This window comes from Sporosarcina sp. FSL K6-1522 (assembly GCF_038622445.1).
In the GTDB taxonomy this organism is placed as follows: domain Bacteria; phylum Bacillota; class Bacilli; order Bacillales_A; family Planococcaceae; genus Sporosarcina.
In genome coordinates, this window is the sequence record NZ_CP152019.1 from 196,667 (window position 1) to 208,673 (window position 12,007).

The 12,007-nt window shown below is 44.9% G+C and carries 10 protein-coding genes; all 10 read right to left on the reverse strand.

The window, feature by feature from the left end; genetic code table 11:
- Positions 1-51 precede the first annotated feature (51 nt).
- The 10 genes from MKY34_RS00975 to ric all read right to left on the reverse strand — a co-directional run bounded on the left by MKY34_RS00975 (position 52) and on the right by ric (position 11,932).
- Positions 52-1,566 carry an MFS transporter gene (locus MKY34_RS00975; RefSeq protein ID WP_342513396.1) on the reverse strand — a complete coding sequence of 505 codons (1,515 nt, stop codon included), beginning with the start codon at positions 1,564-1,566 and terminating at the stop codon, positions 52-54.
- A gap of 130 nt (positions 1,567-1,696) precedes the next feature.
- Positions 1,697-2,224, reverse strand: a complete 528-nt coding sequence (locus tag MKY34_RS00980) for a hemerythrin domain-containing protein (RefSeq protein WP_342513397.1) — start codon at positions 2,222-2,224, stop codon at positions 1,697-1,699.
- A gap of 14 nt (positions 2,225-2,238) precedes the next feature.
- A complete protein-coding gene (locus MKY34_RS00985) occupies positions 2,239-2,886 on the reverse strand; it encodes a response regulator transcription factor (protein WP_342513398.1) in 648 nt (215 codons plus the stop codon).
- On the reverse strand, positions 2,864-3,943 hold the full coding sequence (locus MKY34_RS00990) for an ATP-binding protein (RefSeq protein WP_342515155.1): 1,080 nt from the start codon (positions 3,941-3,943) through the stop codon (positions 2,864-2,866). Before MKY34_RS00990 ends, MKY34_RS00985 begins: the two co-directional genes overlap by 23 nt.
- Complete coding sequence (locus MKY34_RS00995; protein ID WP_342513399.1) at positions 3,943-4,407, reverse strand: GAF domain-containing protein; 465 nt, start codon at positions 4,405-4,407, stop codon at positions 3,943-3,945. The genes MKY34_RS00990 and MKY34_RS00995 overlap by 1 nt, the downstream gene beginning before the upstream one ends.
- A gap of 46 nt (positions 4,408-4,453) precedes the next feature.
- Complete coding sequence (narI, locus tag MKY34_RS01000) at positions 4,454-5,134, reverse strand: respiratory nitrate reductase subunit gamma (protein ID WP_342513400.1); 681 nt, start codon at positions 5,132-5,134, stop codon at positions 4,454-4,456.
- Complete coding sequence (locus MKY34_RS01005) at positions 5,127-5,696, reverse strand: nitrate reductase (protein ID WP_342513401.1); 570 nt, start codon at positions 5,694-5,696, stop codon at positions 5,127-5,129. The genes narI and MKY34_RS01005 overlap by 8 nt, the downstream gene beginning before the upstream one ends.
- Complete coding sequence (narH, locus tag MKY34_RS01010) at positions 5,689-7,287, reverse strand: nitrate reductase subunit beta (RefSeq protein WP_342513402.1); 1,599 nt, start codon at positions 7,285-7,287, stop codon at positions 5,689-5,691. The genes MKY34_RS01005 and narH overlap by 8 nt, the downstream gene beginning before the upstream one ends.
- Complete coding sequence (locus MKY34_RS01015) at positions 7,277-10,951, reverse strand: nitrate reductase subunit alpha (protein WP_342513403.1); 3,675 nt, start codon at positions 10,949-10,951, stop codon at positions 7,277-7,279. The genes narH and MKY34_RS01015 overlap by 11 nt, the downstream gene beginning before the upstream one ends.
- Positions 10,952-11,233: 282 nt before the next feature.
- Complete coding sequence (gene ric, locus MKY34_RS01020) at positions 11,234-11,932, reverse strand: iron-sulfur cluster repair di-iron protein (RefSeq protein ID WP_342513404.1); 699 nt, start codon at positions 11,930-11,932, stop codon at positions 11,234-11,236.
- Positions 11,933-12,007: the final 75 nt, after the last annotated feature.

Sequence of the window (12,007 nt, forward strand, 5' to 3'; positions counted from 1 at the left end):
GGAGTTTAAACTCCCTACTGATTTAAGTTAAAATAAAGCGAGGGCTTCCGGTCATATCAACCGGCTGCCCTCTCCGCCCGAAGGCGTTATATCGCTGAATGTTCCTACGTAACGAGTCACATCTCCAGAATCGTCCTTCACTACACTAATGGACAATAACTCCAAATATTCTTCCCCGCTTTTCTTTTTATTCCACATGCGACCTTGCCATAGTCCCTCTTCGCCGATTTGACTCCACATCGTTGTGTAGAACTCTTTCGACTGTTTACCAGAGCTCAGGATATTCGGGTTGCGCCCAACGACTTCCTCTTCCGAATAACCCGTCAGCCTCGTAAATGCCGGATTCACCGATTCAATCGTACCTGAAGCATCCGTTACTAGAATACCCTGCCCTGTCGAATTAAACACTTCCACCGACATCGACAACCGATCCATATAATAGAGCCAAACGACGAGCACAAGACTGACAAGTGCAACTTGTGAAAAGGCCATGAAACCAATTGAATAGGAACCTGTCATCGAGTGAATAACCGACAACAACAACGGTGGGAAAAATCCACCAATCCCGCCCATCATCGATACAATTCCATTCACAATCCCCGCTTGCTTGTTAAAATAGAACGGCACAAGCTTAAAGATCACACCGTTCCCAATCCCCGCCGTTGTAGCAATTAACATACTGCCCACTGTATACAAGGCAATCGTTGGTGAGAATGCGAGAATAATAGCCGCAACCGTCAGACCAAAAAAGACACCCATCAGTAGAAATAACGGTTGGAACTTATCTGCCAGCCACCCACCGACCGGACGCAAAAAGGTTGCAACCGCGATAAAACCGGCTGTCCGCATCCCTGCATCCACTTTCTCTAACTCAAAATAAGTCACGAGAAAGTTTGGTAGAAAAACTGTAAAGGCCACAAACGAACCAAAGGTGATGAAGTAAAACAGTGAAAAGAACCATAGTTTTTCATTTTTATAAACGCCTTTAATCTGCTCAACAATCGGCGTTTTTACTTTAACTTCTTTACGATCCCCAAACACGAAATTCAATGCTGCAAAAATAAGGAGCAAGATGAGGTAAAGCTTAACCGTCATGGACCAGCCAATTTGCGTAGCCAGCACCGGCGCAGCGAATGTTGAAATTGCCGTCCCCATGTTCCCCATACCGTAAATTCCGTTCACTAAACCATGCTTTTCTTTCGGATAGTACTTCGGCAGTGATGTCACCCCTACCGAAAACACCGCGCCCCCAATCCCAAGGAACGTCCCACCGATAATTAAATCGGTAAACGTCGACGCTTCACTTATGTAAAAAACCGGGAACAGAAGCAAGATAAAACTGACTAAAAAAATCAATCTAGCTCCAAATATATTAGCATAATATCCTAATGGAATCCGCAAAATAGAACCTAAAACAATCGGTACCGCCGTAACAATGGCTAGTTTTTCTGCTGGAATCGAAATATCCTCTATGATAAAAGGCAGTAGTGAAGAAATCAAAACCCATACCATAAATCCGACTACTAAGTTTGCCGTCTGCAACGGCAATTGTGCTTTTCTAATCATCCCAATCAGTCCAATTCTAAAGTTTTATCTTTATTCGATGAATAAACCTTTAAGATAATTGTATCGATTGTCTAGCCAAAACACGATTAGGCGCTTCCCTTTGATTCCCTAAGGAAATCCCTATATTCCTTCACAAGATAGACGTATACAGTTGTTCATACAACTGATCTTGTTCTTCCATTCGCAGGACGTTATTCACCATTGGAAAAAGGATTGCTTCTTCTTTCACAAAATGGACCGTAATCACTTCAAACGCTTCTCCTGCATCTCTCACAACAGCCTTCATATCCTGCATCGTCAATTCGCTTACGTCCCCACGCGTATGATGCAAAAAATGACCGATATACGCATCGATTTCTTCATGCTCTTCTTCTGTCGCATGCACAGGCCCCTGGTCATTCCCTACGTAGAGTGACAACAAAGGAAATAGAAATTCCTCTTCCTTTTCCGTATGATTTTTCAAAGGATCAATGAATTCAATGATCAGCTTACGTAATGTTTGCAACGCTTCTCGACCTTCCTCAAGCGTATAAATATCCCGTTCAAAGCCTAATACAATGGCATGCCAACCATCCATTAAATAAGCCAAATACCGATGTTCATTTTCAAGCACGCGTAATGCCGGGAGGTCAAACTTAAACCTACTTCCTTCCGCCACGATTGATGCACCTCCTAAAAGTTCAAAAACTTCTTTCTCAATGCATATTCAACGAGCTCGGGACGACTTTTCAATTGCAACTTTTCCATAATTTTCGATTTATGCGCTTCGACCGTCTTCACTGAAATATAGAGTTTCTCTGCGATTTCTTTATTGCCATACCCTTTTGCGACAAGTGGCAACACTTCAATTTCACGTTTCGATAAAATCTTGAAAGGATCTGTTTCCGCACCCTCTCCGTCTCTTCTTACAAATTCTCGGACAAGAGAAGTCGCCATCGCCGGGTGGATATACGTGCCCCCTTCATAAATAACACGAATCGCAATGAGTAGTTCTTCATCTGGCGAGTTTTTCAACACATAACCAGATGCCCCATTTTTCAACACATGGAACAAGTACTCTTCATCGTCATGCATCGTTAAAATAAGAATTTTCGTTTCTGGAAAATCTTCTTTGATTTTCCCTGTCGCAATGAGACCACTTTCTCCTGGAGGCATGCTCAAATCCATTAACAAGAGATCCGGACGATGTTTGGCGACCATATCGTACGCCTCCAACCCATCAGCCGCAGTCGCCACAACCTCCATATCATCCTGGTAATTCAGAATGTGCATGAAGCCGCTTCGAACCACTGCGTGATCATCCGCGATTATGATTTTCAAGCGCCATCTCCTCCTTCACTGGAATTTCCAAACGAATCGCCGTACCTTTTCCCAGTTCAGCATCAATCGTAATTTGTCCCTCAACCAATTCGGCCCGTTCCCTCATGCCGTACAAGCCAAGCCCCGTACCTTTTGGATGTACCGCATTCAAGTCGAAGCCAACTCCTTCATCCGTCACATGCAATTTTAAAATCCCTTGCTCCTCAAAAAGACGAACATCAATGTCATCCGTACTCGCATATTTCAACGCATTGAAAACCGCTTCTTGGCAAATACGATAGACGACTGTCTCGATTTCACCTTCGTATCTTTTCGACTCGAGTTCTGCTGCAAAATGGACAACGAGCCCATAATTCTTTTCAATCCATTTGAAATGTGTTCGAAACGCCGCTTCCAGCCCTAAATCATCTAATGTCGCAGGACGAAGCTCCACGGACAGATGACGAATATCATCTAGCAACCGCATTAACGAGCCTTCCGTCTGTTGTACTTTCTTCAATACGTCCTCATCGATATTCATATACTTTAAGACTCGAAGTTCTACCAACGAACTCAACATCTCTTGCGCCACACTATCATGCAATTCCCTTGAAATTCGTTTTCGCTCATCTTCCTGGGCTTTGATGACGCTTTTCATCATCCTTTTTTGATTGAGCGACTCTTGGGTTTTATATTGCTTCGTCAAATCCCGTAGCATGAACACACGAACCCCGTTTTCAGCATCAATCGTCTGATAACTAGCTGCATACGGAATCACACCTTTACCTTTTGTATCTAAGTACACTTGAAATGACGTAAAATCCTCTTTCGGGTTGATCATGTAGCAAGATAAACAGGTTTGCAGTTCCTGTTCATTTGTATACCCTTTACACGTCAGGCAAATCGCATTGGCCTCTCCCACCATCATTCGATCGAGTACGTCCACATTCAAAATAAGCTGGGCTGCGTCATTCATCGCAATCACTTTTCCATTCCGATCAAAAAAGAAGATGGCTTCGGCTGCATTGTCGTATAGCTTCATCAACAACTCGGATAACTGATTCGTCTTGATATCCATCAATCTTTCACCATCTCCTTACAATAAAATGGACCAAATTCTGAGCCGATTACCCGTTGAAATTCCCCAAATGCCTCTGTCGTTAATTTCATGCCTTCCCGATAGCCAACAAGCAAGACACCTTTTACACGATTGTATTTATAAAGCGGGATTGCCCCAAAGCTTTTTAGCCCTTCCGCCACTACAATCGGGTAATTGAACATATCATTTGCCCCCACCACACCGTCTGTGTCTTCTACCAAAAAGGGCTTACCTGTTTTAAATACATGACCCGCAACACCTTTACCTGTTTGCAACACAATTCTTTGATAACGGTTGCTTCGATTGCCCGTTGCATGTGTCCACTTCAGCTCAAAACGTCTTTCAGCTGGCTGCACGAGCGCAATCGCAACAAAGTCAAAGGCAAAACGCTCACGCAACTGCTCAATTTCCTCTTGAAAATCGAAATCTTCCTGTCCAGTCATATCGATACTCCTTATACAGAAAAAGGCTTTGCACCTTTTTCCTAAGTTAATTCGTACGGTTCTTTCTATACAGGATATAGCTTCTGCCTACATAATTCAACGGCACACTCCATACATGAACAAGTCTTGTGAAAGGCCACATAGCAAATATCAAGAATCCTGATAGTATGTGCAATTGAAAGGCCACTGGAACAGCCGACATAAGACCCGCTTCAGGGCGGAAAATAAGAAGGGAACGGAACCAAATAGATATAGAGTCTCGATAATCGAATTCAGGTTGTGCCACATTCGTAGCAACCACGCTGTAAATCCCAAGAAAAACGATAAGCAACAATAACGAGTTCACGATTAAATCCGATGCTGTTGATAATTTACGAACGTTGGCCAACAAAAATCGACGTGACGTCAAAATCACCATACCTGCAAGTGTCATGAAGCCGAAAAAACCACCAATCCAAACCGCACCCATATGATACAGATGGTCGCTAATGCCAAGCGCACGTGTCCACTCCTTCGGCACACCTAAACCGACAACATGCCCCGCAATGACCGGCATCACCCCAATGTGAAATAAAATACTCCCAAGCATCAATTGCTTTTTCTCAATGAACTCACTGGACTTTGCCGTCCAACCAAATTGGTCACTACGATACCTAAAAATATGACCGACAATAAACGTTGCCATGCAAATATAAGGGAAAATGACCCACAAAAATTGACTAGTCATTGGCAAGTTCCTCCTGACGAATACAAGACTTGAACGTTTCCCTCATTCCTCGAATGAGATGATAATAAGGATTATTATACTTTTCTAAGGCCTTCATTAAATGATAGCTTCCGTCCTCCATCACAGCGAGAAGCATGGAATAACTTTGCTGTGCGCGTGGATCTCCTAGCCATTCCGCTGCGTAAATGAATTCACACATGAGCGGCAGAAAATCGGATAATTCGTTATCCGACATATTCAACCCGAACATTTCATAGAGCACTTTTAATTTCGCCAGCATTTGGCCACGTTCTTTCGCATCCTCATACTTCACATAGGTCATAAATAGCGTCGATTCCTTCTGAAAATCGAATGTATACGTATACATCTCCCGAATGTCATCGAGGCTATGCTCATACATTTCATCCCAATACGTTTTGACTGAGGCATAGGCCGGGTGGGAAGAGTCAAATGACTCTTCCAAAACCGCCGGGTGGAAACTAAGTTTTTCAGGATACGATAGCTGATAGGCGAAAAAGCCAAATGCATGCTTCTCTTCATACAATCGCTTCAGATCAATCACGCCAGATCCCCCCATAGAAATTCTCTTCATAGATTTCCTTGCCTGATTTAGCCGGCGTAGCAGGTCCACACCCATCACAGTTGCCACCTGTCCCCATGACAGAATAACTAAATTGGCTCTGGTTCGTGTCCCTACCATAATCGCCCATCTCCGTATAGCCCGCAGAACCTTGTGAACGATACATATTCATATGCCCTTCTTTATGAGAAGTTGGGACGACAAAACGGTCTTCGTATTTCGCAATCGCTAACAGTCGATACATCTGCTTCGTTTGATGAGCCGACAAGCCGACACGTTCAAGGCGAGATTCATCAAATTCCTTGCCTGAAGACATTGCTCGCATAAAGGACCGCATCATCGCCATACGCTGCAACGCACCTTTGACCGTTTCCGTATCTCCAGCCGTCAACATGTTCGCCAAGTATTGAATCGGAATACGCATCTCTTCAATCGCTGGGAAAATCATATCCGGATTTTTGATGGAATCTTTTCCTTCAAAGTAGTTCATAATCGGGCTCAGTGGCGGTACATACCAAACCATCGGCAATGTTCGGTATTCAGGATGTAACGGGAAGGCCAACTTGTACTCAATCGCTAGTTTGTAAACCGGTGAGTTTTGGGCTGCCTCAATCCATTCTTCTGAAATACCATCTTTTCTAGCTTGTTCAATGACTTCCGGATCATTTGGATCAAGGAACAAATCACATTGCGCTTTGTACAAGTCTTTTTCATCTGGTGTCGAAGCCGCTTCAAGCACGCGGTCTGCATCATATAGAAGAACGCCTAAATAGCGGATACGTCCTGTACATGTCTCAGAACAAACTGTTGGCAGTCCTGATTCAATCCGCGGGAAGCAGAATGTACATTTCTCTGCCTTGTTCGTTTTCCAGTTAAAGTACACTTTTTTATACGGACAACCTGTCATGCAATAACGCCAACCGCGACAGGCTTCTTGGTCAACAAGGACAATCCCATCTTCATCACGCTTATACATCGCACCTGATGGACAAGACGCTACACAACTTGGGTTGAGGCAATGCTCGCAAAGTCTTGGCAAATACATCATAAATGCTTGCTCGAAATTGAATTTAATTTCTTCCTCGATTTTCTCGATATTCGGGTCAGTTGGACCTGTAATATGTGCACCCGCTAGCTGATCCTCCCAGTTTGGACCCCATTCTAAATCCATGTATTCGCCGGATACGACCGATTTTGCACGTGCAACTGGTGTATGCTCGCTATCGCCAGCCATTGTTAACTTTTCGTAATCATACGTCCAAGGCTCATAGTAATCTTTCATCTCCGGCATATCTGGGTTGTAAAAGATTTTACCTAAGGCAATTTTCGATAGCTTGGAGCCTGATTTCAGCTCCAATTTGCCATTGCGTAATTTCCAGCCACCTTTATAGAGTTCCTGATCTTCCCAACGTTTTGGATAACCGATTCCTGGCTTCGTTTCTACGTTGTTAAACCACATATACTCGGCACCTTCGCGGTTCGTCCATGTCGTTTTACACGTGACACTACATGTATGACAGCCGATACATTTATCGAGATTCATGACCATTGCAACTTGTGCTTTAATCTTCAAGCCAATTTACCTCCTTCATCTTGCGGACGGCTACATAGACGTCTCGCTGATTTCCGATTGGGCCATAATAGTTGAATCCGTAACTGAGCTGCGCATAGCCGCCGACCATTTGCGTCGGTTTCATATGAATGCGTGTCGGCGCATTATGGCTCCCGCCTCGCTCCTCTGTAATTTCAGACCCCGGTACTTGAATATGCTTATCCTGCGCGTGATACATAAACATCGTGCCCTTTGGCATGCGGTGACTGACAACAGCTCTTGCCGTCACAACACCATTTCGGTTATACACTTCCAACCATTGGTTATCATCAATGCCATGCTCCTCCGCATCTTCATTGGAAATCCACACTGTTGGGCCTCCACGGAATAGCGTTAACATATGCTGATTATCTTGATATGTCGAGTGAATATTCCACTTACCATGCGGCGTCAAATAGCGTAAAACAAGCGAATCCTGTCCACCGATGATTTGTTTATCACGCGGACCAAAGACCATTGGCGGCAATGTCGGTTTATAAACTGGCATCGCTTCACCAAAATCAAGGAATAATTCATGATCAATATAGAAATGTTGTCGACCCGTCAACGTTCTAAATGGCACGAGTCGCTCAATATTCGTTGTAAACGGTGAATAGCGTCTGCCTAATTTATTGGACCCACTAAAGACAGGCGTCGGAATCACTTCACGTGGTTGGGCAGTAATTCCCGCAAACGTAAAGCGTTCTGCTGCACGGTCGGCTGAAATGTCTTTTAGTTCAACCCCCGTATCATGCTCCGCCGCTTCAAAGGCACGTTGTGACACGCGACCATTCGTCGCAGATGACAATGTGAGCATCGCTTCTGCCGCATGTTTCGCTGTATGCAATTTCGGTAATCCATTTTTGATTGTTTCATCGTAATACGTTCCGTTGATGCCCTTCATCATTTCGTATTCCTCGGCAACAGAGAAGCTCACACCATGCGCGCCGACTTTCCCTGTGGACAATAATGGCCCTAATGTGACGTACTTATCGTAAATTTTTGTATAATCCCGCTCAACAATCGTCATCCCTGGCATCGTTTTGCCCGGAATGGCTTCCACTTCGCCCTTCTTCCAATCCTTCACTTCTCCATAAGGCTGTGCAATTTCTTGGATGGAATCATGCGCTAACGGCGTTGTCACTAAATCTTTGTAGACGCCTGGCAAATGTGTTTCTGCCATTCCGGAGAATGTCTGTGCAATAGAACGGTAAATGTCCCAGTCAGAACGCGATTCCCATAATGGATCTACCGCTGGATTAAACGGATGGACAAATGGGTGCATATCAGTCGATGACAGATCCGTTTTCTCATACCAAGTTGCTGCTGGTAACACAACGTCTGCATACATCGGCGTTGCGGTCATGCGGAAATCGAGTGCAACGAGCAAATCGAGTTTGCCTTCCACTTCTTCTCGCCATACCATTTCTTCCGGCTTCACCTCTTCGTTCGGAGAAGCAAGCAAACCGTCTGAAGCACCGAAAAGGTGTTTCATGAAGTATTCCTGCCCTTTTGCCGAGCTCGAAACGAGATTAGAACGCCATATGAACAATGAACGTGGGAAGTTTTCAGGTGCGCCAGGATCTTCTGCTGCAAACTGAACTTCGCCCGATTTTATCTGATCAAGTGTATGTTGCACGATTTCTGCCGTTGTCGTCTTGCCTTCTTTCGCCGCCTCTTCAGCAAATTGAAGACTGTTTTTATTAAACTGTGGGTAGGATGGTAGCCAGCCGAGCCTTGCTGCCATGACATTATAGTCAGCCGGGTGCTCATAACGCGCTTTTCCTCCAGTAGGTGACATCAGTAAATCCGCGCCCATTTCTTCGTATTTCCACTGGTCCGTTGCGAAGTAGAAAAACGATGTCGCATTTTGCAGACGTGGTGGTGCTTGCCAATCCCTTGCAAATGCAATTGTGCTCCAGCCCTCAATTGGACGGCATTTTTCCTGTCCCACATAATGCGCCCAGCCCCCGCCGTTAACACCTTGGGATGCCGTTAATGTCACGAGATTCAAAATGGATCTGTAAATGGTGTCACTGTTAAACCAGTGGTTAATACCCGCACCCATAATAATCATCGAACGACCACCCGTGTCGAGTGAGTTCTGTGCAAATTCACGGGCAATTTGTGTCACAAGCGCTGGTTTCACGCTCGTGATTTTCTCCTGCCAAGCTGGTGTGTAAAATGATGTAGTATCATCATAGCCTTGCGCTTCCAACTCACTACCGATACGACGAACGCCGTACTGGCTTAGCATTAAATCGTACACCGTTGTAACGAGTCGTTCTGTTCCATCTTTAAACTGCACTTTCTTCACTGGAATCGGGCGACTAAATGTCCCATTCTCCGTATTATCAAAGTAAGGGAAGACCATTTCTGTCCATTCTGCACCGTGGTCAGTAACGCTTAAAGCTGGCTCAACCCGGGTACCATCTGCATTGTCGAGAATTAGATTCCATTTCGTATCTTGCTCCCAACGTTGCCCCATCGTGCCATTCGGGACAAGGATGGTGTTCGTCGTTTCATCGAAAATAACGGGTTTCCACTCGGCATGCTCGGCTTCGCTACCTAAATCACTTGCGCGTAAAAAGCGCCCTGCCTTGTAAGAACTTTCGTGCTCCTCAAGCGTAATGAGGAAAGGCATATCCGTATATTGCTTCGCGTAATTCAAGAACATCGGCTCTTTCCGTTGCTCATAAAACTCGTCGAGAATAACATGTGTCATCGCTTGTGCAACCGCCGCATCCGTCCCTGGATTGGCCGCAATCCAGTCGTCTGCATGCGTTACACTTTCCGCGTAATCAGGCGCAACCGAGACGACTTTTGTCCCTTTATAACGCACTTCTGTCATGAAATGCGCATCAGGCGTCCGCGTTAGCGGTACATTCGATCCCCACATAATGAGGTAGCCCGCGTTAAACCAGTCACTCGATTCCGGCACATCTGTCTGCTCTCCCCAGATTTGTGGAGAGGACGGCGGTAGATCCGCATACCAATCATAAAAGCTCAACATTTCGCCACCAAGAAGAGAGATGAAGCGTGCCCCCGAAGCGTAACTAACCATCGACATAGCCGGAATCGGGGTAAAGCCTGCGATACGATCTGGGCCATATTTCTGTACGGTGTAAATCAGTTGCGCAGAAATAAGCATCGTGGCATCTCGCCAATTCACTCGGACATGTCCGCCTTTACCACGTGCTTTTTTGTATTCGTCGCATTTTGCAGGATCTTCCACAATGCTTGCCCAAGCCTTAACCGGATCTTTTTGCTCCGCTAACGCTTGGCTCCACATGCGCCACAGTTTGCCACGTATGTACGGGTACTTCACACGAAGTGGACTGTACTCATACCAAGAGAAGGAAGCACCACGTGGGCAGCCACGAGGTTCGAATTCAGGCATATCGGGCCCACATGAGGGATAGTCAATTTGCTGATTCTCCCATGTGATAATGCCGTTTTTCACAAAAACCTTCCAACTACATGACCCTGTACAGTTAACACCGTGCGTTGTACGGACTACTTTGTCATGCGACCAACGTTGCCGATACATGTTTTCCCAGTCACGGCTTTTCTCCTCCAATACCGACCAATTCCCTGAGTAGCGCTCAACAGGCTTGAAATAATTCAATCCAAATTTCTTCTTCATCGGAAACACTCACTCCTTTTCAGAATGACGAATTTAATGAGGAATTTCATCACCACGGCCATTCATATAATTCTAATTTTATAGAACTGCCCACTATCTTCCTATTAGGGAAAGTCCTATATCGTCCACAAACTGACCTTATTCGTTAATAACAGTGCAGGACACCTAAACAAAAACCTCTCTCTACTTCCTTATTCCCCGTACGAGACTTTATAATCTTCTAAACACCCAAAAATCCAACTACCCGATGTTAGTCGAAGTAGTGGGATTTTCAGGGAAACATTATAGAACCGCACGTACGCGATCAAATAGTACATTATTTTCAAGGTGAACATGGTCAAAAGTATCTTTTTCAAGTTGTTCAAGTCGGGCATAGACAATTCGATACGTATTACACGCATCTTCTGGCAACGTAAAATTATCCGTAATATCACGCAGTTCATGGAGCAATCTTCCAGCGTTGTCATGCTCTTCTTCAAGTTCAAAGACATGTGGTTTTAATTGTTCTTTCAGTTCAAGTGTCGGTTTTTCAAAGAATGCTAGAATGAGCGGGAAGACGTTTTGATTTTCATCATCCGTATGCTCTAGTAACGCGGCACGCAATGTTTTATAGATTGCTTGCACCCGGAACAAATGAGGATGCTTGTCTCCATGTACACGTGCCACTTTGGCCACATACGGTTCCAAAAGTGGTAATTCTTCGCGTAAATTTGCATGGTACTTTTCTTGAATATAAGCAACAAGCGTTTTATTGCCAAATGAGGGTGGATGCATACTGTCCCGTGCATCGTGCTTTTGCGCTAGTTCTTGCACATTCGTTAACACGACTGCCGGATCTAGATTGCGCTCTTGCGCTGCCGTTTGCAGGGTGACTTTCCCACCACAGCAAAAGTCGATGCGTAGGTTTCTAAACAAATCCGCACTTTGCGGAAATGCTGTGACAATATCAGAGACTAGGGTATTTTCAGTAAGTTGGCTCATTTTGTCGATTCCTCCCGTCATGATTGTTGTAATCGTATCTCTCAACAACAATCATACCGAGCAAGGCTGCTAGTT

Bases quoted from the DNA above. Each gene is read 5' to 3' on its own strand.
- narI (WP_342513400.1), bottom strand. From the start codon at position 5,134: ATGACTAGTCAATTTTTGTGGGTCATTTTCCCTTATATTTGCATGGCA.
- MKY34_RS00990 (WP_342515155.1), bottom strand. From the start codon at position 3,943: ATGGATATCAAGACGAATCAGTTATCCGAGTTGTTGATGAAGCTATAC.
- ric (WP_342513404.1), bottom strand. From the start codon at position 11,932: ATGAGCCAACTTACTGAAAATACCCTAGTCTCTGATATTGTCACAGCA.
- MKY34_RS01015 (WP_342513403.1), bottom strand. From the start codon at position 10,951: ATGAAGAAGAAATTTGGATTGAATTATTTCAAGCCTGTTGAGCGCTAC.
- MKY34_RS00975 (WP_342513396.1), bottom strand. From the start codon at position 1,566: ATGATTAGAAAAGCACAATTGCCGTTGCAGACGGCAAACTTAGTAGTC.
- MKY34_RS00995 (WP_342513399.1), bottom strand. From the start codon at position 4,407: ATGACTGGACAGGAAGATTTCGATTTTCAAGAGGAAATTGAGCAGTTG.